Origin of the sequence: Aeromicrobium sp. WCS2018Hpa-31 (assembly GCF_031843905.1) — a bacterium.
In the GTDB taxonomy this organism is placed as follows: domain Bacteria; phylum Actinomycetota; class Actinomycetes; order Propionibacteriales; family Nocardioidaceae; genus Aeromicrobium.
In genome coordinates this window covers 104,942-126,950 of record NZ_JAVTJF010000001.1, presented here as the reverse complement: position 1 = coordinate 126,950, position 22,009 = coordinate 104,942, and the positions used below count along the sequence as shown (strand labels likewise).

Annotated in this window: 25 protein-coding genes; 15 read left to right on the top strand and 10 right to left on the bottom strand. The window is 70.1% G+C overall.

The window, feature by feature from the left end:
* Positions 1–963: 963 nt before the first annotated feature.
* Both RQG84_RS00645 and RQG84_RS00640 read right to left on the bottom strand, forming a co-directional pair.
* Positions 964–1,710 carry a cation transporter gene (locus RQG84_RS00645; RefSeq protein WP_311208390.1) on the bottom strand — a complete coding sequence of 249 codons (747 nt, stop codon included), beginning with the start codon at positions 1,708–1,710 and terminating at the stop codon, positions 964–966.
* Complete coding sequence (locus RQG84_RS00640) at positions 1,707–2,084, bottom strand: ArsR/SmtB family transcription factor (RefSeq protein WP_396135194.1); 378 nt, start codon at positions 2,082–2,084, stop codon at positions 1,707–1,709. Before RQG84_RS00640 ends, RQG84_RS00645 begins: the two co-directional genes overlap by 4 nt.
* 197 nt (positions 2,085–2,281) lie before the next feature.
* On the opposite strand from RQG84_RS00640, the gene RQG84_RS00635 reads away from it, so the two are divergent.
* From RQG84_RS00635 to RQG84_RS00610, 6 genes are read left to right on the top strand one after another with little or no spacing between them, the layout of a single operon-like run.
* Positions 2,282–2,800: a hypothetical protein gene (locus RQG84_RS00635; RefSeq protein ID WP_311208389.1), complete on the top strand. Its 519-nt coding sequence runs from the start codon at positions 2,282–2,284 to the stop codon at positions 2,798–2,800.
* A gap of 33 nt (positions 2,801–2,833) precedes the next feature.
* A complete protein-coding gene (locus RQG84_RS00630; RefSeq protein ID WP_311208388.1) occupies positions 2,834–3,388 on the top strand; it encodes a copper resistance protein CopC in 555 nt (184 codons plus the stop codon).
* Positions 3,385–3,957 carry a copper chaperone PCu(A)C gene (locus RQG84_RS00625; protein WP_311208387.1) on the top strand — a complete coding sequence of 191 codons (573 nt, stop codon included), beginning with the start codon at positions 3,385–3,387 and terminating at the stop codon, positions 3,955–3,957. The genes RQG84_RS00630 and RQG84_RS00625 overlap by 4 nt, the downstream gene beginning before the upstream one ends.
* Entirely contained in the window at positions 3,950–5,140 is a 1,191-nt protein-coding gene (locus RQG84_RS00620) for a Dyp-type peroxidase (protein WP_311208386.1), read from the top strand. Before RQG84_RS00625 ends, RQG84_RS00620 begins: the two co-directional genes overlap by 8 nt.
* A 36-nt stretch (positions 5,141–5,176) precedes the next feature.
* Entirely contained in the window at positions 5,177–6,412 is a 1,236-nt protein-coding gene (locus tag RQG84_RS00615) for a PepSY-associated TM helix domain-containing protein (RefSeq protein ID WP_311208385.1), read from the top strand.
* Positions 6,413–6,447: 35 nt separating this feature from the next.
* Positions 6,448–7,515 carry an STAS-like domain-containing protein gene (locus RQG84_RS00610; protein WP_311208384.1) on the top strand — a complete coding sequence of 356 codons (1,068 nt, stop codon included), beginning with the start codon at positions 6,448–6,450 and terminating at the stop codon, positions 7,513–7,515.
* Between the two features lie 144 nt (positions 7,516–7,659).
* On the opposite strand, the gene RQG84_RS00605 is transcribed toward RQG84_RS00610, so the two are convergent.
* On the bottom strand, positions 7,660–8,229 hold the full coding sequence (locus RQG84_RS00605; RefSeq protein ID WP_311208383.1) for a hypothetical protein: 570 nt from the start codon (positions 8,227–8,229) through the stop codon (positions 7,660–7,662).
* A gap of 493 nt (positions 8,230–8,722) precedes the next feature.
* Entirely contained in the window at positions 8,723–9,874 is a 1,152-nt protein-coding gene (locus RQG84_RS00600) for an acyl-CoA dehydrogenase family protein (protein ID WP_311208382.1), read from the bottom strand.
* 123 nt (positions 9,875–9,997) lie between these two features.
* Here RQG84_RS00600 and RQG84_RS00595 point away from each other — a divergent pair, with 123 nt between their 5' ends.
* The 3 genes from RQG84_RS00595 (at position 9,998) to mqo (ending at position 12,953) form a co-directional block, all read left to right on the top strand.
* Positions 9,998–10,585: a hypothetical protein gene (locus tag RQG84_RS00595; RefSeq protein ID WP_311208381.1), complete on the top strand. Its 588-nt coding sequence runs from the start codon at positions 9,998–10,000 to the stop codon at positions 10,583–10,585.
* A gap of 56 nt (positions 10,586–10,641) precedes the next feature.
* Positions 10,642–11,268: an MSMEG_1061 family FMN-dependent PPOX-type flavoprotein gene (locus tag RQG84_RS00590; RefSeq protein WP_311208380.1), complete on the top strand. Its 627-nt coding sequence runs from the start codon at positions 10,642–10,644 to the stop codon at positions 11,266–11,268.
* Between the two features lie 161 nt (positions 11,269–11,429).
* Positions 11,430–12,953 (top strand): malate dehydrogenase (quinone), encoded by a 1,524-nt coding sequence (gene mqo / locus RQG84_RS00585; RefSeq protein ID WP_235497451.1) that lies wholly within the window; start codon positions 11,430–11,432, stop codon positions 12,951–12,953.
* A 7-nt stretch (positions 12,954–12,960) separates the two neighbouring features.
* Here mqo and purE read toward each other — a convergent pair whose 3' ends face one another.
* The 5 genes from purE to RQG84_RS00560 form a co-directional block, all read right to left on the bottom strand.
* Positions 12,961–13,455 carry a 5-(carboxyamino)imidazole ribonucleotide mutase gene (gene purE, locus RQG84_RS00580; protein WP_055968927.1) on the bottom strand — a complete coding sequence of 165 codons (495 nt, stop codon included), beginning with the start codon at positions 13,453–13,455 and terminating at the stop codon, positions 12,961–12,963.
* 87 nt (positions 13,456–13,542) lie between these two features.
* The gene (locus RQG84_RS00575) at positions 13,543–14,682 is read right to left on the bottom strand and encodes a 5-(carboxyamino)imidazole ribonucleotide synthase (RefSeq protein WP_311208379.1); all 1,140 of its coding nucleotides are present in this window, start codon (positions 14,680–14,682) and stop codon (positions 13,543–13,545) included.
* 44 nt (positions 14,683–14,726) lie between these two features.
* Positions 14,727–15,734 carry an adenylate/guanylate cyclase domain-containing protein gene (locus RQG84_RS00570; RefSeq protein WP_055968930.1) on the bottom strand — a complete coding sequence of 336 codons (1,008 nt, stop codon included), beginning with the start codon at positions 15,732–15,734 and terminating at the stop codon, positions 14,727–14,729.
* Positions 15,721–16,227 carry a PH domain-containing protein gene (locus RQG84_RS00565; RefSeq protein WP_055968933.1) on the bottom strand — a complete coding sequence of 169 codons (507 nt, stop codon included), beginning with the start codon at positions 16,225–16,227 and terminating at the stop codon, positions 15,721–15,723. Before RQG84_RS00565 ends, RQG84_RS00570 begins: the two co-directional genes overlap by 14 nt.
* Positions 16,228–16,349: 122 nt before the next feature.
* Positions 16,350–17,174 (bottom strand): biotin--[acetyl-CoA-carboxylase] ligase, encoded by an 825-nt coding sequence (locus RQG84_RS00560; RefSeq protein ID WP_311208378.1) that lies wholly within the window; start codon positions 17,172–17,174, stop codon positions 16,350–16,352.
* Between the two features lie 51 nt (positions 17,175–17,225).
* On the opposite strand from RQG84_RS00560, the gene RQG84_RS00555 reads away from it, so the two are divergent.
* The 5 genes from RQG84_RS00555 to RQG84_RS00535 all read left to right on the top strand — a co-directional run bounded on the left by RQG84_RS00555 (position 17,226) and on the right by RQG84_RS00535 (position 20,788).
* Positions 17,226–18,824 (top strand): acyl-CoA carboxylase subunit beta, encoded by a 1,599-nt coding sequence (locus tag RQG84_RS00555; protein ID WP_055968939.1) that lies wholly within the window; start codon positions 17,226–17,228, stop codon positions 18,822–18,824.
* Positions 18,824–19,105: an acyl-CoA carboxylase epsilon subunit gene (locus tag RQG84_RS00550; RefSeq protein ID WP_311208377.1), complete on the top strand. Its 282-nt coding sequence runs from the start codon at positions 18,824–18,826 to the stop codon at positions 19,103–19,105. The genes RQG84_RS00555 and RQG84_RS00550 overlap by 1 nt, the downstream gene beginning before the upstream one ends.
* Positions 19,102–19,758, top strand: a complete 657-nt coding sequence (locus tag RQG84_RS00545) for a hypothetical protein (RefSeq protein WP_311208376.1) — start codon at positions 19,102–19,104, stop codon at positions 19,756–19,758. The genes RQG84_RS00550 and RQG84_RS00545 overlap by 4 nt, the downstream gene beginning before the upstream one ends.
* 144 nt (positions 19,759–19,902) lie before the next feature.
* Complete coding sequence (locus RQG84_RS00540; protein WP_311208375.1) at positions 19,903–20,505, top strand: nucleoside triphosphate pyrophosphatase; 603 nt, start codon at positions 19,903–19,905, stop codon at positions 20,503–20,505.
* Positions 20,506–20,575: 70 nt separating this feature from the next.
* A complete protein-coding gene (locus RQG84_RS00535) occupies positions 20,576–20,788 on the top strand; it encodes a hypothetical protein (protein ID WP_311208374.1) in 213 nt (70 codons plus the stop codon).
* Here the strand turns inward: RQG84_RS00535 and RQG84_RS00530 are convergent.
* Positions 20,778–21,503, bottom strand: a complete 726-nt coding sequence (locus tag RQG84_RS00530) for an NAD(P)-dependent alcohol dehydrogenase (RefSeq protein WP_311208373.1) — start codon at positions 21,501–21,503, stop codon at positions 20,778–20,780. The two genes, RQG84_RS00535 and RQG84_RS00530, sit on opposite strands and share 11 nt — an antisense overlap.
* A 15-nt stretch (positions 21,504–21,518) precedes the next feature.
* On the opposite strand from RQG84_RS00530, the gene RQG84_RS00525 reads away from it, so the two are divergent.
* Entirely contained in the window at positions 21,519–22,004 is a 486-nt protein-coding gene (locus RQG84_RS00525) for a TetR/AcrR family transcriptional regulator C-terminal domain-containing protein (protein WP_311208372.1), read from the top strand.
* Positions 22,005–22,009: the final 5 nt, after the last annotated feature.

Sequence of the window (22,009 nt, the reverse complement as noted above, 5' to 3'; positions counted from 1 at the left end):
CATCTCTGCGAAACCATCGCGTCCTCGCGCCTGAGGACGAACGCCGCCCCGTTGGTCGCGAGCGCCCTGACGCGTCGCGGCACCCTTGATGAGTGCCCAGTCGATACTGCGCGGATGTGCGAGACATCAGGCGCACAAGGCCGCGTTCTGACCGCATTTGACGACGGTTCAACGACGCTTGAACGCCGATACCGCCTCCATCGGGCGCACAGGCCTGCCTGCTCCTCCTTGCGTTAGCGCATCCGCCACTTTCGACCCCTCACAGCGCTACGTAGTGACTGCAGGGTGGGCCCGGCTGAGATCCCGACCCGGCGGAGCCGGTAGCAGGCTCGCATAACTGGAGCTCGTGCGACCGCCCAGGTCCGGCTGACGTTCACGCTCCTCCCCTGGTCGCGACTTCGCCGAGCGCGCCGCGCTCAGCGTCGCTGTGCAATAGTCGTTCCTGACCCCTCGACTGCCGCGATTCCATGACACTGCGAATGCCGCATCAGTCAGCGCCAGGGGCTGAAGAATGACCACCCCTGCGAGCCCCTCGCCGGCGCGGGTTCACGAAATAGAACGCCCCGCCGAGAGTGCGAGAGTCGGCCGCCGACGCGACTCCGGCGCAGAGACTCCAGGTGTCTCTGGCATTGCTTCGGACTCGAGTGCGTCCGACGCAGCAGAATCCGGATCCTCGAATGGACCCGGGTTCTGATACGTCTATTCTTTGGCACCATCCTGCTAAATGCCGAACAGGCCTTCTTCGGCGTAGGTGAGAACGCTTCTTCGAACCTGCTCGACCGCGCCCACGGCGTTCGGCCGCACAAGGACCTGCACCTCCACCGCGAAGCACCAGTTCAGTCCTGGCCGGCGGGAGTGATGAGGACTCAGCGAAAGAGACCTCGACGCGCCAGAGAATGGCAGGTGGTGTGCCGACCAGGTGCCGAACAAGAGGTGACAGGACAAGGCCTGCTTCTGCATGCGTCAGTAGTTGCGTCGGCCAGGGCTGAGCTTGAAGGTCTGCGAGTCGACAGGCGCGCAGCAACCGTCGGAACACACGTCGTCCGCGCAGCAGGCATCGGCGTGGTCATCGCGCCCCTTCGGAGCGCAGCAGCCCTCCCCCCGCCACGCTTGGAGTCCTTCGCGGACGGCGACGGCTGCGATGACGAGGCCAGCGATAGGGTCTGCCCACGCCCACCCGAGCGTCGCATTCAGGACGAGACCGATGAGCAGGACCGCGGACAAGTAGGTGCATAGCAGCGTCTGTGTGGAGTCGGCGACCACAGCGTTCGATCCGAGAACCTTGCCTGTACGACGCTGGGCCCACGACAGGAACGGCATGATGACCAGCGAGAGAACTGCGAGGACGATGCCAACGGTCGAGGGGTCCGGCTCGTGGCCAGCGATGAGCGCGCGGGTGGACTCGGCGGCGACGTAGGCGGCGAGGGCAAAGAACGAAAACGCCATGAGTCGAAGAGCTTGCCGCTCGCGAGACTCGGGCATGTGGTGACGGAACTGCCACAAGATGATGAGTCCGCTGGAGACCTCGACGGTCGAGTCGAGTCCGAACCCGACCAGGGCGACGGAACCAGCAGCCAGTCCTGCAGTGATGGCGATGACAGCCTCGAGGAGGTTGTATCCGACCGAGGCGCCAGCAAGAAGCTGTGCCCGCCGACCATACCGAGCGCGCTCCGCGGCCGTGAGGCGTCCGGAGTGGGCGAGACTACTCATGCCCGCTCCTCAGCGCCGTAGACCGGGCACAGCGCGACGGCGTCGCCGGTCAAGGTCAGCATCCGCTCCACGACCGCCAGGAACTCCACCGTCGCCTCGGGATGGGTGAGCGAGTACCACGAGGCTCGACCCTGGGCGCGAACCTTCACAAGACCGCAGTCAGAAAGACAGGCAAGGTGCCTGGAAACTGTCGACTGGGCAAGACCCAGGTGGCCGACGAGGTCGACGACGCGGTGCTCCCCGGAGAGCAAGTGCTGCACGATCGCCAGCCGTGTGCGGTCGGAGAAGCCGTTGAGCAAGCAGGCTGCGCCAGTCAGCGCGGCAAGTTCCACGCCGTAGATAGAAGCATCGCACTTGGCGAGTGTCATCGTCATAACCGGATGATGTCTGATCGTCCACCTCAACGCAACCGGATGCTGGCCCCTCCGACGCCTACCGGACTGCGGGACCGGTCTATTGGAGCCAACGCGCTTCTCTCCAGCGGCCTCGTCACCTACGCGGTTTCCCCGACTGACCCTGCTGTACCGGCTGAGGGCACCTCGTCTACGACGGCGCGTAGTACCGTGCTCGGGTGAGCGCCGACCGCCGTCTGACTTCGGGCACCGCCCGGGCCGCACGCGCTGCGTTCGTCGGCACGCTCACGACCACGCTCGGCGTCGGGGCCCACGCGGCCGCGGGCGGCATGGCGCCCAGCCTGCCGCTGCTGGGCGCGCTCGCGCTCGGCGTCGGCGCGCTGTCCTGGGTGCTGAGCGGTCAGCGCTGGACCCCGCGCACCCTCCTCGCCGCATTCCTCCTCACGCAGGGCGCCGTGCACGTGACGTCGATGGCCCAGCACCCCGCCATGGGTGGCGACGGCCTGGCGATGTTGCTGACGCACGGCCTCGCGGCCGCCCTCCTCGTGGTCACGGTCCCGCGGGCCGAGCGCACGCTGCTGTCGATCGTCGACCACCTCGCCCTGCGGGCGCTGCGGCTCGTGCGCGTCGTCGTGCGGCCCGCCCACGCGCGTCTGCTCGTCCTCTCCGCAACGCTGCCGCACGGAGTGCTGCGCACCGCGATCCCACTGGGAAGGGCTCCTCCGGCGTCGGCCTGACCACCGATCCACCTCCTTCCGGAAGAGACACTCATGCACCCGACCCCCTGGGGTCGCTCGGTGCTGCTGTGCCTGCTCGCCGCCGTCCTCGTGCTCACGCCCGCGGCCGTCTCGAGCGCGCACAGCGCACTGATCGGCTCCAACCCCCAGACCGGCTCGACCGTCGAGGCCCTGCCGGAGCAGCTGGAGCTGCGCTTCAACGAGTCCGTCAGCGACATCAGCCCCGCCATGGTGCTGCGTCGCGACGGCCAGAGCGTCGCCACGCTCGCGCCTCGGGTCGACGGCCCGCGGCTGCTGGCCGACGCACCCGCCGAGACCTTGCCCGACGGTCGCTACACGCTCGTGTGGCGAATCGTCTCGGCCGACGGGCACCCGCTCGACGGCGTCGTCTCGTTCACGCTCGGCGACGGCACGGCACCGGCCACGGCGGCCCCGACGCAGCGAGAGGCCACCGAGGTCTCGTCGACGTCGCGGACCGGCGCCCTGGCACTCGGCGGTCTCGCGGCCGTCGTGCTCGTCGCCGCCGTGATCACGCTCGTGCGTCGCTCCCGCACCCACACACCTCACGACAAGGACACCACCGCATGAACCGCACCACCCGATCCCTCAGGACCACCCTGCTCGTCGCCGTCTCCGTGCTCGGCCTCACCACCGCCTGCGGAGCCCAGGACGACGGCGCTGCCACGACGCAGGCGTCGACCGTCTCCGTGCAGGACCCCTGGGTCAAGGCGGCCGACTCGGGCATGACCGCCGCTTTCGGCACCCTGCGCAATGCCTCGGACGACGACGTCACGATCGTCTCGGCCACGGCCGAGGGCGTGACCGACCGCGTCGAGCTGCACGAGATGGGTACCGACGAGAACGGTCAGATGGTCATGCGCCAGAAGGAGGGCGGCATCGTCGTCCCCGCTGACGGCACGCAAGAGCTCTCGCCCGGCGGGGACCACATCATGCTGATGGAGCTGCCGAAGGCCATCGAGCCCGGCCAGGACGTGCGCATCACCGTGACGTTCTCCGACGACTCGACGATGTCGTTCACCGCACCGGCCCGCTCCTTCTCCGGCGCCGAGGAGGACTACGAGGGCGACGAGGGCATGGACATGGGCGACATGGACCACGGGGACTCCGACCACGGCGACCACGGCGACCATGGCTGAGCCCCACCGCGGACTCACGCGGCGGGCGCTGCTGGCCACCGGATCGGTGGGAGCGGCCGGGGTGGTCGTTGGCGCGGCCGGTGGCACCGCCCTCGGCCGCGACGCCTCGGCCGAGGACCCCGGGGCGCGAACCGTCGCGTTCCGGGGGGTCCACCAGGCCGGGGTCACCACGCCACCGCAGGACCACGGGGTCCTCGTGGCGTTCGACCTCGTCGACGGCGTCGATGCCGACGCGTTGCGCCGCCTCCTGACCATCTGGACCGACGACGTCGAGCGGCTCATGAGCGGTCGCCCCGGGCTCGCCGACACCGAGCCCGAGCTCTCCCTCCGCCCGAGCGGCCTGACGGTCACGCTGGCGGTCGGCGCGGGCGCGGTGGCAGCGGCCGGCGTCGAGGTGCCGAGCTGGCTGGGACCGCTCCCGGACTTCGAGATCGACCGGCTCGAGGACCGCTGGAACGGTGGCGACCTGCTGCTGCAGGTCTGCGGGGACGACGAGCTCGCCGTCTCCCACGCCGTCCGCCTGCTCACCAAGGAGGCACGGACGTTCGTGACGGTCCGCTGGGTGCAACGTGGCTTCCGCGGGCCCCTTCGCCAGGACCGGATGCCACGCAACCTCATGGGTCAGGTCGACGGCACCGCCAACCCCGGTCCCGCCGAGCACGACGCCCTCGTGTGGCGCGACGCCGACGACGGCGGCCCGGCCTGGCTCGTCGGGGGCACGACGATGGTGGTCCGGCGCATCTCCATGGATCTCGACACGTGGGACGAGATCGACCGACCTGCGCGGGAGCGCACCATCGGCCGGCGGCTCGACGACGGCCGCCCGCTGACCGGTGGGCGGCTCGAGGACGACCCGGACCTGTCCGCCGTCGACGAGAACGGCCTCGAGGTCATCGACCCGTTCGCGCACGTGCGACGGGCCCGCCCGAACGACCGGAAGCAGCGCATCCTGCGCCGTCCGTACAACTACGACGACCCTCCGCCGGCCGGTGCACTCACCGATGCCGGACTCGTCTTCGTGTCCTTCCAGGCCGACGTCGAGCGTCAGTTCCTGCCGATCCAGCGTCGGCTCGCCGAGCTCGACCTGCTCAACCAGTGGACGACACCGGTCGGCTCCGCGGTGTTCGCGGTGCTGCCCGGCGCCCGGCGCGGCGAGATCCTCGGCCAGCCCCTCCTCTCCTGACCTCCTCTCACACTCCTCACTTCTCGAAGGACACCCATGACCACCTCCACCGACGCACGTCCGGGAGCCTGGGCCCAGCTCAAGCCACTGGTGCTGCGCCTGCACTTCTACGCCGGCGTGTTCATCGCGCCGTTCATCCTCGTCGCCGCCGCGACCGGCCTCGTCTACACGGCTGCGCCGCAGATCGAGCGCGCCGTCTACGCCGACCAGCTCACCGTCGAGCCCGGCGTGGCCCAGCTGCCGCTCTCGGAGCAGTTCGCGGCCGCACGTGAGGCGCACCCAGACGGGGCTCTCGTCGAGGTGCGACCGCCGATCGCCGACGACAGCAGCACCCGCGTGGTGTTCACCGACGAGACGGTGCCGACGGACTACGACATGGCGGTCTTCGTCGACCCGTACACCGGCGAGGTGCTCGGGCAGGAGCGCACGTTCGGACAATGGCTCGGCGTCCGAGCCTGGATCGACGACCTCCACCGCAACCTCCACCTCGGTGCGGTGGGCCGCAACTACAGCGAGCTCGCAGCGAGCTGGCTGTGGGTGGTCGTCCTCGGCGGCCTCGCCCTGTGGTTCACGAAGCGGCGCAGCGACAGGCGTGCGCGGCGCCTGCTGCTGCCGGAGACGTCCGCCACCGGCCGCCGGCGCACCCTGTCGGTGCACGCCACCGTCGGCGTCTGGGTGGCGCTCGGCGCGCTCCTCCTCTCGGCCACCGGCCTGACCTGGTCCCGCTTCGCCGGCGAGAACATCGGCGAGGTTCGCACCGCGCTGTCGTGGACGGGCACCTCGTTGTCCACGTCGCTCGGTGGGCAGGACGCCGACGACGCCGGTGGGCACGGCGGCCACGGGGGGCACGGAGGTGGAGCGGCCGAGGCGGCCGACGACCTGGTGACGTCCGGCGTGGGCATCGACGGAGCCGTGGCCGCGGCGCGGGCCTCCGGTCTGCAGGACCCGCTGGTGGTGACTCCTCCGGCTGACGCCGAGACGGCGTGGGCGGTCTCGGAGAACAAGCGCAGCGCCCCGACCCGCTTCGACTCCGTCGCGGTCGACCCACAACCCACAGTTTCAGCGCCGACGTCCTTCACAACTGGCATGCATCCAGACGAGGTCACCACGTCCGGACATCGACGCCTCGTCCACCGTCGCGCGGTCGAGGCTGCGGGACCCCGAGGGCACCCGACCCTCCGATCGGCATCTAGCACCGAAATCTCGAAAACCTATACCGGTTGCAGATTTGGTTGCAAAGAATCTACAATCGATACAGGTTTGGGGAAATGACCGCGTAAACCTATATCGGTTTGAGAGGTTTGCCAGTGACGACACCGGCATCGGATGGGTATGTCTCCATTGGGGTCATCGCCAAAGACCTTGGCATCTCCGTCAGCCAAGTACGCCTCCTGGGCCTCGACGGAACACTGCCACCCGCCTTCGTGACTCCCGGTGGCCACCGCCGCTACGACCTTCATGCGACACGCGAAGCGTGGGAGAAAACTCGTCGTGCACCAGACGCCTCCTCCGCCGAACCGGTTCGCACGTCCCAGGTGGGGTCGAAGAGCGCGCTTCAACCGTCCGAAACCGCGCCCACGATCGAGCGCACCGATCCCATCGCAAATCTCGACGAGTCGGACGTGTGGCTCGCCCTCGCCCCCCAGCTGAGGCTCGAACCGCAAGCACGCTCCATCGCCCAGTACGCCTTCACAGAGATGCTGAACAACGCCATCGACCACTCGAGTGGAACGTTCGCGCACACACGTATCACCGACCAACCCCGAAATCTGATCATCGAGATCCAAGACGACGGCATCGGGATCTTCGAACACCTACGAGAGGCAAAGAACCTTCCCGATCGCTTCGCAGCCGTCGCAGAACTCACCAAAGGCAAGCAAACAACCGCACCAGAAGCACACACCGGCGAGGGCATCTTCTTCACATCCAAGGCCGTCAACGTCTTCAGAATCGAAGCCAACGAGATCGCCTGGACGGTCGACAACGACCGCGACGACCAAGGTGTCGGAACTGCCCCCCATCGTTCAGGGACTCTCGTGCGACTCACGATCGACAAAAGCACCACACTGTCCCTCGGCGACGTCTTCCGCGAGTACACCATCGACGACCAGTTCGCCCGCACGCGGCCCGTCATCAAGCTATTCACCATCGGAGTTGACTTCGTCAGCCGAAGCGAAGCCAAACGCCTCATGAACGGGCTCGAGAAGTTCACCGAAGTCGAGCTTGACTTCACCGACGTGGAGAGCGTCGGTCAAGGATTCGTCGACGAAGTGTTCCGCGTCTGGGCGAACGCTCACCCCAGCACACTCATCGAGCCCACCAACATGAACGCCGCCATCGACTTCATGGTTCGACGGGGACTACCGAAACGCTGAACGGTGCACACCGACACGCTGCACCCCGCACCTGACCGCGCGCGATGGCCTGTCACTCTCCAGTGCAGACGTCCCATCGTGGTTCACGACCGCAACAACTCGAGACGGGGCTGGCGCGAAGCGAGCAAACTCGCCGCGGTTGGCTCAGCTGCGTGGAGTCGGGCAGAACTGGTCGAGCGTTTCGGAATCCGCCTCCGGGTCGAGGTTCCACAACCTAGCCAACGGGAAAACGACGCCGAACTCAAGCACGAAGGAAACTCCCAGCATCGCTCCTGCGGTGACGGCTACCTCGCCCAAGCTCGGATCGTTGAAGATCACGAACGCAAGGATCACAAGCCATGACACAAGGAAGTTGAGGAAGATTCCCACTGCGACGACGCCAACGAGGGCGAACTGAAAGATGAGGAACAACAAGATGTTGGAGGGATCCCACCAGGGGCCACCCTCATTCTCGCCATCGCCTTCGTCATCATCTTCCTTCACGTCGTCTTTCTTCGGTGCGGAGATGTCGGCGGGGACCCTGCTCCGACGCCAGATCCAGTAGCTTGTGAGGATCGCAACCGTGCAGATCGTGGCGAGCTGGGTGCGCCGGGTTGACCACTCGCCGATGAACTGGGCCGAGAAGTAGAGTGCGGACGCTATCGGGACGACGACGCTGAGCACTTCGAGAAAGATCTTGCGGCGCGTCTGCCGTCGCACCTCGTTGGTCGTCATTGAATCTCCCGTCGCCTACGCCGCGAACCTACATCGATCCTCACGGCGTGCAGCCCGTCACCAGGTTCGGAATACCGAGGAAGCTGCCCACTTGGACCGAAGACCTCGCCAGCGTCACGTCACGTCACGTCACGTCACGTACAGCATCGAGGTCTCACTGTGCCCGCGAACACCCTTGAGGCATCAGCAAGACCATCGGCGCCTCCTGCCCAGCGCCCCCGAAGCCAGACAGCTTCGGGCAGACCCAGTCACGCTTGCGGCCGCGAGGTACCCCGGCACCGAGACGCGGCCGTGGTCGACATCGTGCCCCCTGTAGGGACACCCTCGACACTGCCCGCAACGAGGGTAGAAGCCCGTCACAGACGTGTCACAGTCGCTGTGCGCTTCCGTGCTATTCCGTGCTCTCCCGTGCTGATGCCCGGCACCCGCGACATCGAGGCAGAGGTCGCAAGCAACGCTCTAAGCGGCTGCCCTAGCGGCACGTTTGCGCAGGTCAGAGGGTCGACTGCACCCCGGCCAGCAGCTGGCGCGCCATCACGATCCGCTGGACCTGGTTCGTGCCCTCGTAGATCTGGGTGATCTTGGCGTCGCGCATCATCCGCTCCACCGGGTAGTCGCGGGTGTATCCGTACCCGCCCAGGAGCTGCACGGCATCGAGGGTGACCTGCATGGCGGTGTCGGAGGCGAAGGCCTTCGCCGCGGCGCCGAAGAACGTGAGGTCCTTGTCGCCGCGCTCGGACCGACCCGCTGCGGCATAGGTGAGCTGGCGCGCGGCCTCGATCTTCATGCCCATGTCGGCGATCATGAACTGCAGTCCCTGGAAGTCGCTGATCGGCTTGCCGAACTGCTGGCGCTCCTGGACGTAGCCGAGCGCGTAGTCGAGGGCGCCCTGCGCGACGCCGACCGCCTGCGCGGCGATCGTCACGCGGGTGTGGTCGAGCGTCTGCATGGCGAGGGCGAAGCCCTGGCCGACGTCGCCGATGATGCGGTCCTCGGGGATGCGGACGTCGTCGAGGTAGACCTCGCGCGTGGGCGAGCCCTTGATGCCCAGCTTCTTCTCGGGCGCTCCGAACGAGACGCCCTCGTCGGACTTCTCCACCACGAAGGCCGTGATGCCCTTGCTGCGCTTCTCGGGGTCGGCCTGCGCGAGGACGGTGTAGAACTCCGACTCCCCCGCGTTGCTGATCCAGCGCTTGGTGCCGTTGAGCACCCAGTGGTCGCCGTCGCGCACCGCGCGGGTCTTCTGGTTCGCGGCGTCGGACCCGGCGTCGGGCTCGGAGAGGCAGTAGCTGAAGCCCTCGCCGGCCGCGAGACGCGAGAGGTAGTCCTTCTTGATCCGCTCGTCGCCTCCGAGGATGACCGGGAGCGACCCGAGCTTGTTCACGGCCGGGATGAGCGACGCCGAGACGTCGACGCGGGCGATCTCCTCGATGACCAGCACCGTGGCCAGCGCGTCGGCACCGGCTCCGCCGTACTCCTCCGGAACGTGGGGGGCGTGGAAGTCGGCCGCCACGAGCGCCTCGTGGGCCTCGCGGGGGTACCGAGCCTCCTCGTCGACCTCGGCGGCGAAGGGCGCGACCTTGGCCTCGGCCACGGCCCGCACCGCCTCGCGGATGGCCTGGTGCTCCTCGGACAACACGAACATGTCGGACACGGTGCGGCTCCAGATGCTTGACGAGATCGAAATACTAGGACGACCTAGCAATAGTACGTCGCCCGCCCGCCACTGACACTGCCGGGACGCGTGGGATCGCCCACACTGTGAGGCGTGATCCAACGATTCGACGGCCACATCGTCGGCCTCGGCACCACCAGCGGCACCCGGGTCGTCGTGGGCATGTGGGACCGGAGCCCGTACGGCCGCTTCGCCGATGCGATGGTCGAGCGCCCCGACGGGCACCGCGTGCTGCTCGCCCCCGACGAGCGCATCGCCGACCTGGTCTCGACCACCTACACCTTCGACGACCTCCGGATCGTCCCCGTGGCGCTCGCCGGATGGGGCATCGACGCCGGCCCGCTGAGCGTCCGCTGGACTCCCGGGACGCGTGCGCCGATCGGCTGGCTGCTGCAGGCCGTCCCGACTCCCCTGGCGCACCGCGAGGTCTGGGCGCGCTTCTGCGACCCGATCGCACGACGCGTGATGCCGGGCGTGCGCACCCACGGCAGCGCCGGTCGGGGACGCACGGAGTGGTACGCCGCCTCCGACGCGTGGGGCGTGGAGTCCGCGTCCGTCGCGTGGGACGGCGAGGATCTCGGCCCGCTGGCGCCCGTGGACCCGCCCGTCCGGTTCGGCTTCGGCTCAGCGCCGCGGACCCCGACGCTCACCCGCGTCACGTCGTTCATCCGCGACCACTGAGCCACCGTCCGGCTGGACACGGCCTGGTGGACGACGGGGAGGACTAGCGTGGCCGCATGACCGAGATCCACGACGTCGACGAGCTCCGCGAGGTGCTCGGCACCCCCCTGCCCCGCACCGTCGCCAAGGACCGGGACCATCTGCACTCGCTCCACGTCGCGTGGCTCGATGCCTCCCCGCTCTGCCTGCTGTCGACGTCGGCAGCCGACGGCTCGTGCGACGTGTCACCCAAGGGCGACCCGGCCGGGTCGCTCGTGCACGTGGTGGACGAGCACACCATCGCCCTGGCCGAACGACCGGGAAACCGTCGCGCCGACGGCTACCTCAACGTGCTCACCAACCCCCACGTCGGCCTGCTGTTCATCGTGCCGGGCCGCGGCGACACGCTGCGCGTCAACGGACGGGCCCGGCTGCTGCGCACCGACGACGCTCCGCCGTCCTACCTCGAGCACCTCGAGGTCAAGGGACACCGACCGGTGCTGGTCTGCGAGGTCCAGGTCGAGCAGGTCTTCTTCCACTGCGCCAAGGCGTTCCTGAGGTCCGAGCTGTGGGAGCCGAGCACGTGGCGGCCGGACTCCGTGCCGTCACGGCCCGAGATCGCCCACGCCCTCGAGCGGTCCGACCAGACGCTCGAGGAGATCGCCGCCTACTACGGCGAGTCCTATCGGGCCGCCCTGTACTGACGGCCGCGGCGGCGGGTGGCCCCGACGCGAGGAACATCACACGCCTCCTGGGCAAGATCACACCGTTTCGAGTCGCGTTCACCGTCCCTCACGCGGGAGATTTGACGGTGCTGCAGACGTCGACCACGTCGTTGCCCCGGTGAGATCCAGGAGAGTCCGCGTTGAACACGCCCGCATCCCCCGTACGTCAGTCCGCCACACCCACGCGCATCACGACCGACGTGCTGCTCGTCGGCGCCGGCGTCATGAGCGCCACGCTCGGCTCGCTGCTGAAGACCCTGCAACCCGACTGGTCCGTCACGGTGCTGGAGCGCCTCGAGGCTCCCGCGCTGGAGAGCAGCGACCCCTGGAACAACGCCGGCACCGGCCACTCCGCGCTCTGCGAGCTCAACTACACGCCGCAGCAGCCCGACGGCAGCGTCGACGTGTCGAAGGCGATCACCGTCAACGAGCAGTTCCAGCTGTCGCGCCAGTTCTGGGCGCACGGTGTGGACAACGGCCTGCTCAAGGACCCGTCGACGTTCATCAACCCCGTGCCGCACGTGAGCTTCGTGCGCGGCGCGGAGAACGTGGAGTACCTGCGCAAGCGCCACGACACCCTCGCCGGCCACCCGCTCTTCGCCGGGCTCGACTTCATCCACGACCGTGACGAGTTCGCCCGGCGCCTGCCCCTCATGGCCGAGGGACGCGACGAGCGCGAGGACGTGGCCATCAGCTGGACCGACCACGGCACCGACGTGGACTTCGGCTCCCTGACCGCCCAGATGCTCGGCAACCTCACCGCCCAGGGCGCCGACGTGCGCTACGGCCACGAGGTCAAGAACCTCGGCCGCGACACCGACGGCACCTGGCGCGTCAAGGTCAAGGACCGGACCGAGGACCGCACGGTCACCATCTCCGCCAAGTTCGTGTTCGTGGGCGCAGGCGGTGGCGCGATCCAGCTGCTCCAGAAGTCCGGCATCGAGGAGATCAAGGGCTTCGCCGGGTTCCCCGTGAGCGGGCAGTTCATCCGCTGCCTCGACGACACGGTCACCGAGAAGCACGAGGCGAAGGTCTACGGCATGGCCGCCGTCGGGGCCCCGCCGATGTCGGTGCCGCACCTCGACACCCGCGTGATCGGCGGCAAGCGGTCGCTGCTGTTCGGCCCCTACGCCGGCTGGACGCCCAAGTTCCTCAAGGAGGGCTCGTTCACCGACCTGCCCCTCTCGATCCGCCCGCACAACCTCATGCCGATGGCCGCCATCGGCGTCACCTCGTGGGGGCTCATCAAGTACCTGGTCCTCGAGCTCGCCAAGACCCGCGGCCGCAAGGTCGAGGACCTGCGTGCCTTCGCCCCGCTCGCGGAGGAGGAGGACTGGGAGCTCATCACGGCCGGTCAGCGCGTGCAGGTGGTGCGCAAGAAGGGCCGCTTCGGCGGGTCCCTCGAGTTCGGCACCACCGTCGTGAACGCCGCCGACGGGTCCATCGCCGGCCTGCTGGGCGCCTCGCCGGGCGCCTCGACCGCGGTCTCCGCGATGCTCGACGTGCTGGAGCGCTGCTTCCCCGGGCAGATCGAGGGGTGGCGGCCGCAGCTCAAGGAGATCGTGCCGTCCTACGGCCTGTCGCTCGGCGAGAACCCGTCGCTGTACTCCGACCTCAAGGACTGGACGGACCGCACGCTCGGGCTCACCGGCACCACCGTCTGAGCCCCCCTCAGCGGTCGCGGATCGCCTCACCCTTGGCGCGGGCGGCGTCGGCCAGCTCGGCCTGGAAGTCCAGCATGCGCCCGGTGAGCACGTCGTCGCCGACGGCGAGGATGCGCACGGCGAGGAGTCCGGCGTTGCGGGCGTTGCCGATCGAGACCGTGGCCACGGGGACGCCCGCGGGCATCTGCACGATCGAGAGCAGCGAGTCCATGCCGTCGAGGTACTTCAGCGGCACCGGCACCCCGATGACGGGCAGGGGCGTGACCGCGGCCAGCATCCCGGGCAGGTGCGCCGCGCCGCCGGCCCCGGCGATGATCACCTCGATGCCGCGCGTGTGCGCGTCACGCCCGTAGGCGAGCATCTCGTCGGGCATCCGGTGGGCCGAGACGACGTCGGCCTCGTACGCCACCCCCAGCTCGGCGCACGCCTGCGCCGCTGCCTCCATGACCGGCCAGTCCGAGTCCGACCCCATGACGATGCCCACGCGGGGCGTTGCGCTCATGGCCGCGATCCTAGCGAGGTCCGGCGCCGCCCCTCCCCCCGAGCGGTGACGGCGGGTGGTGCGGGGAGGGCGACGTGGAGGACGTCGTCAGCCGTCCTGGAGGAGGGCGGCCGCGCGGCGGGCGTCGGCCAGCACCACGTCGAGGTCGTCGCCGACGACGGTCACGTGGCCGACCTTGCGCCCGGGCTTCACGGCCTTGCCGTACAGGTGCACCTTGGCGTGCGGCACGGCGGCCAGGACGACGGCCTCCTGCGCCTCGAGGTCCTGCACCGCGCCACCGATCACGTTGACCATGACCGACCAGGTGGCGCGCGGCGTCGCCGGGCCGAGGGGCAGGTCCAGGACGGCGCGCAGGTGGTTCTCGAACTGGCTCGTGGCGGCGCCGTCGATGCTCCAGTGACCGGTGTTGTGCGGGCGCATCGCCAGCTCGTTGACGAGCACGCGTCCGTCGCTGGTCTCGAACAGCTCGACGGCGAGCATGCCGGTGACCCCCAGCGCGGTGGCGACGCGCACCGCCACGTCGGTGGCCTCCTGCGCGAGGGCGGGGTCGAGGTCGGGGGCCGGCGCCACGACCTCCTTGCAGATGCCGTCGACCTGCGTCGACTGCACGACCGGGTAGGCGACGACCTCGCCGGAGGGGTTGCGGGCCACCTGGGCACTGAGCTCGCGACGGAAGTCCACCAGCTCCTCGGCGACGAGCTCCTGGCCGTCGGCAGCGGCCAGGACCTCGGCCGCCTCGTCCTCGGACCGGACCACCCAGACACCCTTGCCGTCGTAGCCGCCCCGGGTGGTCTTGAGCACCGCGGGGTAGCCGAAGTCCTCGAGCTCGGCGAGGGCCTCCTCCGCCTCGCTCGGCAGCAGGAGGAAGAGCGGGCACGGCAGTCCGAGCACGCTGAGGCGCACCCGCATCTCGCCCTTGTCCTGCGCGTACAGCAGGGCGTCGGGCCCGGGCCGAGGCACGTGTCCCTCTGCCTCGAGCGTGCGCAGGTGGGCCGGCGGCACGTGCTCGTGGTCGAACGTCACGACGGGCACGCCGTCGCACACGGCACGCAGGTCGGCGAGGTCGGTGTGGTCGCCCACCAGCTGGTCGGGCACCACCTGTGCGGCCGAGACGTCGGGGCCCTCGGCCAGCAGGCGGAGGCGTAGCCCGAGGGCCACGGCGGGCACCTGCATCATGCGGGCGAGCTGGCCGCCACCGACGACGGCCAGGTGCGGGGTCAGCGGCATGGCAGGAGCCTACTGACTCCTCGGCCGCCCTCCGACGTCCCCCGCTACCAGCGCCGCACCGTGCGCGGACGGAACGCCCGCCGACGGCTGATGGTGATGGGTGAGACGTTGCCGAAGCCACGCAGCGGGCGCGGGGGCAGCGCGCGCATCTCGAACTCGTCGTCGGTGAGGTGTCCGGCGGTCTCGTCGTCGACGAGCACCCGGTTGCTGCGGGCCACGTGCGAGAGGCGCGCGGCCAGGTTCACGGGCGGGCCGAAGACGTCGCCCAGCCTGCTGATGACCGAGCCGGTGGCCAGGCCGACCCGCACGTCGGGCAGGTCGTCGCGCGAGCCGATGTTGGCCACGAGCTCGAGCGCCGTGAGCGTGGCCTCACGCGGATCGGGGTTCACGAACAGCACGGCGTCGCCGAGGGCCTTGATGACACGGCCGTCACGCGACGTGACGACGTCGGTGCACCGGGTCTCGAAGTTCTCCACGAGCTCGCCGAGGCGGGCGTCGTCGAGCGTGTTGGTCATGGCGGTGAACCGCGACAGGTCGGCGAAGCCGATGCTCATGGTGGTCGACAGCAGCTCGGCGTCGACGGCCCCGAGCGCCTCGAGGCGGCCGGCCGCGGCGGCCAGGTGACGCCGCCAGGCGTACAGCAGGAGTCGTTCGAAGCCCGGACCCACGTGCTCGGCGATCGCGACGGCGCTCTCCAGGCGGCTCGCGGCCCGGCCCGACTCGACGTCGGACTCCACCTGGTCGACGATCGTCTGGACCTCCCAGTCGGCCAGCCGCGCCAGCGTCTGGCCGAGCGCCCGGGTCATCCGGAAGATGGTGCGCTCCTCGAGGACGCCCTCCTCGAGCGCCAGCGCAGCGAGTCGCGCGGCGGCCACGTCGTGCTCGCCGTAGGCCGGATCGTCGCCGCTGTCGGCGAAGCCCAGCGAGCGCCAGAGCCGCTCGGCGCGGTCGAGGTCGAGCCCGGCCTTCCCGGCGACCTGCTCACCCGTGAGCTCCATGCCCTCCTGCAGGATCAGGCGGGCGAGCTCGTCACGCAGCTCAGACCGATTCATCGCTCTGGCGGTGCGAGTCGAACACGAGGTTGCTGACGGTGCGGTGGAAGCCCTCGATGCGCGGGATGTCACGCAGCTCCAGGCCGGCCTCGTCGCTCGCGTTGTGGATGATGAGGGTCCCGCAGCCGAGGATGCGGTCGTTGAGGTTCTTCTCGAACGAGACGTCGTTGATGCGGCTGAGCGGGATGACCCGCCCCTCGCGCGTCAGGATGCCCTTCTGCTCGACGATGCGCTTGTTGGTCAGCGTGTAGGTCCAGAGGAACCAGCGCACGAACGGCAGCACGCTGCCCCACAGGACGAGCACGACGGCGATGCCGATGATCACCCAGCGCACGTACCCGTCCCCGCTGTTGCCGACCTGGGCGGCGAGGAAGCCTCCGGCGAAGGCGACAGCCAACAGGATGACCAGCGGCACGAACAGCACCTTGACGTGCGTCCGGGTCGTCGCGACGGTCTGCTCACCGTCCATCATCAGCTTGCGTGAGAGGGCCATGGGCTGATCCTCCCACGTGGCGCACGGGCCGCGGGCGACGTCTGCGCAAAGGCCTCCGTCGTCGACCCTCCCGACGACGTGGGCGACCTGGGGACCCGTTGGTCACACGGGCGGCGGAAGGCTCAACCGATGGCACGGACGTGGGTCACGTCGCCCGCGCTGATCGCCCGCCCGTCCACGACGAGCCGGCCGAGCGGGTCGATGTCGTGGGCGACGCCGGTCAGCGTGGACCCGTCGGGCAGCTCGACCCGCACGCGCGACCCGAGGGTCACGCTCTGCTCGAGGTAGTCGCGCCGCAGGAGCGCCGGGTCACCGGCGCTCGCCACCCACGGCCGGTAGAGCCGCTCGAGGTGGCCCAGCAGCAGCTGTAGGACGACCCCCCGGTCGACGGTGGTGGCCCCCTCGATCGCGAGGGAGGTCGCCGTGGGCACCGGCAGCTCGTCCGGCGTCGACGACACGTTGAGGCCGATCCCCACCACGGCGGCAGGACCGGCGGGCCCGTCGGCACGCTCGAGCAGGATCCCGCTGATCTTGCGGCCCTCGACGAGCACGTCGTTGGGCCACTTCAGCCCGGAGGTCACACCGCAGTCCCGCGCCGTCAGGTCGACCGCGAGGCCCGTCAGCAGCGGCAGCCAGGTCCACTGCGGGAGGGCGACGCCGTCGGGGCGCAGGAGCACCGAGACCATGAGGCCCGCCCCCGGCGGTGTCTCCCACCGCCGGTCGAGCCGCCCCCGGCCGGCGGTCTGGTGCTCGGTCGCGACCACGAGGCCCTCGGGAGCGCCGGCACCCACCGCAGCGACGACGTCGGCGTTGGTGCTCGTGGTGGACGCGGAGACCTCGAGGCCCGTCCACACGCTCCCCTCGAGCAGCAGCACGCGACGCAGCTCGTCGACGTCGAGGGGATCGCGCCCCCCGGGCCCCGGCGTGTCGCGACGGTCGCTGCTCATGCGTCAAGCCTCACACACCACGGCGCGTCGAGGATCGTTACTCTGACCCACGTGAGCGAAGCAGAGGCAGAGATCGAAGAGCGTCCGGAGCTGCACACGACCGCCGGGAAGCTGGACGACTTCCGGCGCCGGCACCACGAGGCGACCGTCGAGGTCGCCGAGCGGGCGGCCGAGAAGCAGCACGCGAAGGGCCGTCAGAGCGCCCGCGAGCGCATCGACCAGCTGTTCGACGAGGGCTCCTTCGTCGAGCTCGACGCGCTGGCCCGGCACCGCTCCACCAAGTTCGGGCTCGAGAACAACCGGCCGCTCGGCGACGGCGTCATCACCGGCTACGGCACGATCGACGGCCGCCAGGTGTGCGTCTTCAGCCAGGACTTCAGCGTCTTCGGCGGCAGCCTCGGCGAGGTGTACGGCGAGAAGATCACCAAGGTCATGGACCTCGCCATCAAGTCGGGCTGCCCCATCATCGGCATCAACGAGGGCGCCGGCGCCCGCATCCAGGAGGGTGTGGTCTCGCTCGGCCTGTACGGCGAGATCTTCCGCCGCAACGTGCACGCGTCGGGCGTCATCCCCCAGATCTCGCTCATCATGGGCTCGTGCGCCGGCGGCCACGTGTACTCCCCCGCGGTCACCGACTTCACGGTCATGGTCGACGAGAAGTCGAACATGTTCATCACCGGGCCCGACATCATCAAGACGGTCACCGGCGAGGACGTCACCATGGAGGAGCTGGGCGGTGCCCGCACGCACAACACGCGCAGCGGCAACGCCCACTACCTGGCCTCCGACGAGGAGGACGCCCTCGAGTACGTGAAGGCGCTCATCTCCTTCCTGCCGCAGAACAACATGGAGGAGGCGCCGGTCTACGACGAGGGCGTCGACCTGGAGCGCAACGAGACCGACCTGGCGCTCGACACGCTGATCCCGGACTCGGCCAACCAGCCCTACGACATCCGCACCGTGATGGAGTCCGTGCTCGACGACGGCGACTTCCTCGAGGTCCAGCCGCTGTTCGCGCCGAACCTCGTGATCGGCTTCGGCCGGGTCGAGGGTCGCAGCGTCGGCGTGGTGGGCAACCAGCCCATGCAGCTGGCCGGCTGCCTCGACATCGACGCCTCCGAGAAGGCCGCCCGCTTCGTGCGCACCTGCGACGCGTTCAACATCCCCGTGCTCACCTTCGTCGACGTGCCGGGCTTCCTGCCGGGCACCGAGCAGGAGTGGAACGGCATCATCCGCCGCGGCGCCAAGCTCATCTACGCCTACGCCGAGGCCACGGTCCCGCTCGTCACGATCATCACGCGCAAGGCCTACGGCGGCGCGTACGACGTCATGGGCTCCAAGCACCTGGGCGCCGACGTGAACCTGTCGTGGCCCACCGGCCAGATCGCCGTCGTGGGCGCCTCCGGTGCCGTCAACATCCTGTACCGCCGCGAGGTGGCTGCGGCCGACGATCCCGAGGCCAAGCGCGCCGAGCTGATGACCGAGTACGAGGACACGCTCTGCAACCCGTACGTGGCGGCCGAGCGCGGCTACATCGACGGCGTGATCGAGCCGTCGCAGACCCGCGCCGAGGTCACCAAGGCGCTGCGCCTGCTGCGCACCAAGCGCGAGACGCTCCCGCCCAAGAAGCACGGGAACATCCCGCTCTGATGAGCGACGAGACGACGCCTGCGGCCGACGCCGCCGAGCAGACGCCCGCAGCACCGGTCACGCCGGTGCTGCGGGTGGTCCGCGGCGACCTGTCGCCCGAGGAGCTGGCGGCGCTCGTGGCCGTGGTGGCCGCACGCAACGCCGCTGCCGCGAACGCCGCAGCGGGCGCGAAGCCGGCACCGCGCAGCGAGTGGGGACACCCGGTGCGCGCGCACCGCACGCCGCACCGCGTGGGCCCCGACGCCTGGCGTCGCTCCGCCTGGGGCCTGAGTCCCGCATGACCCTGCGCCACGAGCCCGACGTGTCGGTGGCGGACTGGATCGTGCGGGCCGACGCGGACTGGGGCGTCATCGCCGGCCAGGGACCGCCGGGCTTCGAGGCGTACGCGCAGGTCCCGTTCGACAGGGACGACTCGCCGGAACGAACCGACGACGTCGTCCACGCCGACGTCGTCCACCTGGCGACCGCCCACACCTCGACGCCCGACGACGCGGTCTTCGCCCTCTGGGAGGGATGGGGCGACATCGAGGGTGGCGACGCCGTCTCGATGCTCTACCAGAACCCGGCGCTCACCGGCTTCGGCCGTGTGTTCCGCCGCCCCAAGCCGCCGCGGATCCCGCCGGCGTTCGACGACGCCGTGATGAAGGCGCCGCGGGCCGACCTGGACGGGTTCCGGGCCTACCTGCTCTTCCGCGGCCCGCTGTCGGACGTCGGTCGCTGGGGCGCCCGCCCCGAGGCGCCGGACTGGCCTCGTCGGCTGGCTCCCGCCTCGTTCGTCTGGCCGAAGGACCGGGCGTGGTGCATCGCCCAGGACGTGGACGACGACAGCCTGACGATCGGTGGCTCGCAGGCGCTGGTCGACGCCGTCCTCACCCACCCGGACCTCCGCGCCGAGCCCGCCACGTGCGGGTCCCCACCCCCGTTGCCCGACTGACGCCGCGACGCCCTCGTCATCGGTGGATCCTCAACCGCAGGGACGGCGCTGAGGTTGACGATCCACCGATGGCCGCCCCGACCCACCCCTGATGTTGCGGATCCACCGATGGGGGGTGGAGAGCGGTCCTGCCACGATGGGCCCATGGTGCGCATGGTCCTGGCCTCACAGTCCCCCGCCCGGCTCGCGACGCTGCGAGCGGCCGGCATCGAGCCGGAGGTGGTCGTCTCCGGGGTCGACGAGTCGCAGGTGCAGTCACGCGACGCCGCGAACCTGGCCGCGGCCTTGGCGCAGCTGAAGTGCCGCGCGGTCGCGGCGACGGTCGACGACCCGGACGCGCTCGTCGTCGGCTGCGACTCGGTGCTCGCCTTCGAGGGCGAGATCCTGGGCAAGCCCGGCGACGCCGCGACCGCGCGCGCCCGGTGGCGTCGGATGCGTGGTCGCTCGGGCGTGCTGCACACCGGACACTGCGTCCGCCGTGCCGGCCGGGAGGTCGTCGACGCGGCCTCCACCGTCGTGCACTTCGCCGACGTCAGCGACACCGAGATCGACGCGTACGTCGCCACCAGGGAGCCGCTGCACGTGGCCGGAGCCTTCACGATCGACGGCCTGGGCGGCGCGTTCGTCCGCGGGATCGAGGGCGATCCCCACACCGTGGTGGGCATCAGCCTGCCGCTCCTGCGCGACCTCGTGGCCGATCTCGACGTCGTCTGGACCGACCTCTGGAACGTCCCTGGCACCGCCTGAGCGGCACCTCCACGAGGCGTGTGACGAGAACTCGGTACCGGAACGTGGACGAAGATGAGAGAATGGGGGCATGGCCCCTCGTCGCAAGTTCCACGCATCCAGCCCCTTCCAGCCCCAGGCGGTGGAGCCGGACGCGATCTACGAGGTGGCTTCCCGCGTCAGCCACGACACCTACGGTCTCGGCCGGATCGTGAGCCTGCAGGGCACCCGGTCGGCCCAGGTCGACTTCGGTGACCAGGTGCGCCACGTGCCGCTGCCGTGCCGCGCGCTCGTCAGTCTCTGACGGCCACGACGACCTTGCCGGTCACCTGACCGGAGGCCAGCAGGCGCATCGCGTCGGCCGCCTCCATCAGGGGCACCACGGCCTGCACGTGCGGCGTGACGGCGCCGTCCGCAGCCAGGTCCACGAGCCGCGCGAGCACGTCCCCGGACTCCCGCGAGGCGAGCATGACGTACCGCTGTCGGCGCACGAGCATCCGGAGCGCGTCGCGCATCGGACGCAGGTATCCCCCGGTCACCCGGCCGCCCGTGGCGTCACCGACGAACACGATGGTGCCGCGTGACGTCAGCAGCCGTCTCTGCTCGCGCAGGTGCCGTCCGCCGGCGACGTCGACCACGACGTCGAAGCGCTCGCCGAGGTCCGCCGGGTCCTGCGTGTGCCGGTCCAGCACCCGCTCCGCGCCCCAGGCGCGCACGGCGTCGGCCTTCGCGGCGCTGCAGACCCCCGTCACCCGCGCGCCGCGGTGCGCCGCCAGCTGCACGACGTAGTGGCCGACCCCGCCTGACGCACCGATCACGAGCACGCTCTGCCCGGCGCCGACCCGCGCCGCCTCGACGGCCTGGAGCGCGGTGAGGCCCGAGATCGGGAGCGCGGCGAGCGACGGGCCGTCCAGCTCCTGTGGGGCCCGCACGAGCCTCGAGCGTCGCGCGGTCGCGACCTCGCTCAGCGTGCCGGACGCGATCCCGACCACCCGCTCGCCCACCGTGAGGTCCTCCACGTCCGGACCGACCGCGTGTTCGCCGAGATCGACCTCCCCGTGCCGGGCCGACCGTGGCAGCCGGAGATCCGACGTCGCGCGCTGTCGGCGCGATCGGTCCTGCTGGCCCACCCCTGGTCGATCTCCTTGCTGGAGACCCGCTCGGTCGCGCAGAACCCGGCCACCCTGCGTCACCACGACGCCGTCATCGGCACCCTGCGACGGGGCGGGTTCGGGCTCGCGCTCACCGCCCGCGCCTTCGCCATGGTCGACAGCTACGTCTACGGCTTCGTCCTGCAGGAGGTGACCCTGCCGGCCACGTCCCCGCAGCACCTCCCCGCCGAGGTCGCCGCGCTGGTCGACACCCTGGACGCCGGGGCGCACCCGCACCTGGCCGAGCTCACGCTCGAGTACTTCCTCACGCCCGACTACGACTTCTCCGACGAGTTCGAGCGGGGTCTGGACCTCCTGCTCGGCGCCCTCGAGCGCGAGCTGGCGCAGCAGCGAGCCGACAGCCCCTAGAGGGA

Excerpts from the sequence above, each read along its gene's own strand:
- RQG84_RS00600 (WP_311208382.1), bottom strand. The coding sequence starts at position 9,874 with ATGTTCGTGTTGTCCGAGGAGCACCAGGCCATCCGCGAGGCGGTGCGG.
- RQG84_RS00565 (WP_055968933.1), bottom strand. The coding sequence starts at position 16,227 with ATGGCCCTCTCACGCAAGCTGATGATGGACGGTGAGCAGACCGTCGCG.
- RQG84_RS00605 (WP_311208383.1), bottom strand. The coding sequence starts at position 8,229 with ATGACGACCAACGAGGTGCGACGGCAGACGCGCCGCAAGATCTTTCTC.
- purE (WP_055968927.1), bottom strand. The coding sequence starts at position 13,455 with ATGAGCGCAACGCCCCGCGTGGGCATCGTCATGGGGTCGGACTCGGAC.
- RQG84_RS00560 (WP_311208378.1), bottom strand. The coding sequence starts at position 17,174 with ATGAGCAGCGACCGTCGCGACACGCCGGGGCCCGGGGGGCGCGATCCC.
- RQG84_RS00615 (WP_311208385.1), top strand. The coding sequence starts at position 5,177 with ATGACCACCTCCACCGACGCACGTCCGGGAGCCTGGGCCCAGCTCAAG.
- RQG84_RS00535 (WP_311208374.1), top strand. The coding sequence starts at position 20,576 with ATGGCCCCTCGTCGCAAGTTCCACGCATCCAGCCCCTTCCAGCCCCAG.
- RQG84_RS00645 (WP_311208390.1), bottom strand. The coding sequence starts at position 1,710 with ATGAGTAGTCTCGCCCACTCCGGACGCCTCACGGCCGCGGAGCGCGCT.
- RQG84_RS00545 (WP_311208376.1), top strand. The coding sequence starts at position 19,102 with ATGACCCTGCGCCACGAGCCCGACGTGTCGGTGGCGGACTGGATCGTG.
- RQG84_RS00590 (WP_311208380.1), top strand. The coding sequence starts at position 10,642 with ATGACCGAGATCCACGACGTCGACGAGCTCCGCGAGGTGCTCGGCACC.
- RQG84_RS00640 (WP_396135194.1), bottom strand. The coding sequence starts at position 2,084 with ATGACGATGACACTCGCCAAGTGCGATGCTTCTATCTACGGCGTGGAA.
- RQG84_RS00540 (WP_311208375.1), top strand. The coding sequence starts at position 19,903 with ATGGTGCGCATGGTCCTGGCCTCACAGTCCCCCGCCCGGCTCGCGACG.
- RQG84_RS00570 (WP_055968930.1), bottom strand. The coding sequence starts at position 15,734 with ATGAATCGGTCTGAGCTGCGTGACGAGCTCGCCCGCCTGATCCTGCAG.
- RQG84_RS00630 (WP_311208388.1), top strand. The coding sequence starts at position 2,834 with ATGCACCCGACCCCCTGGGGTCGCTCGGTGCTGCTGTGCCTGCTCGCC.
- RQG84_RS00620 (WP_311208386.1), top strand. The coding sequence starts at position 3,950 with ATGGCTGAGCCCCACCGCGGACTCACGCGGCGGGCGCTGCTGGCCACC.
- RQG84_RS00625 (WP_311208387.1), top strand. The coding sequence starts at position 3,385 with ATGAACCGCACCACCCGATCCCTCAGGACCACCCTGCTCGTCGCCGTC.
- RQG84_RS00575 (WP_311208379.1), bottom strand. The coding sequence starts at position 14,682 with ATGCCGCTGACCCCGCACCTGGCCGTCGTCGGTGGCGGCCAGCTCGCC.
- RQG84_RS00550 (WP_311208377.1), top strand. The coding sequence starts at position 18,824 with ATGAGCGACGAGACGACGCCTGCGGCCGACGCCGCCGAGCAGACGCCC.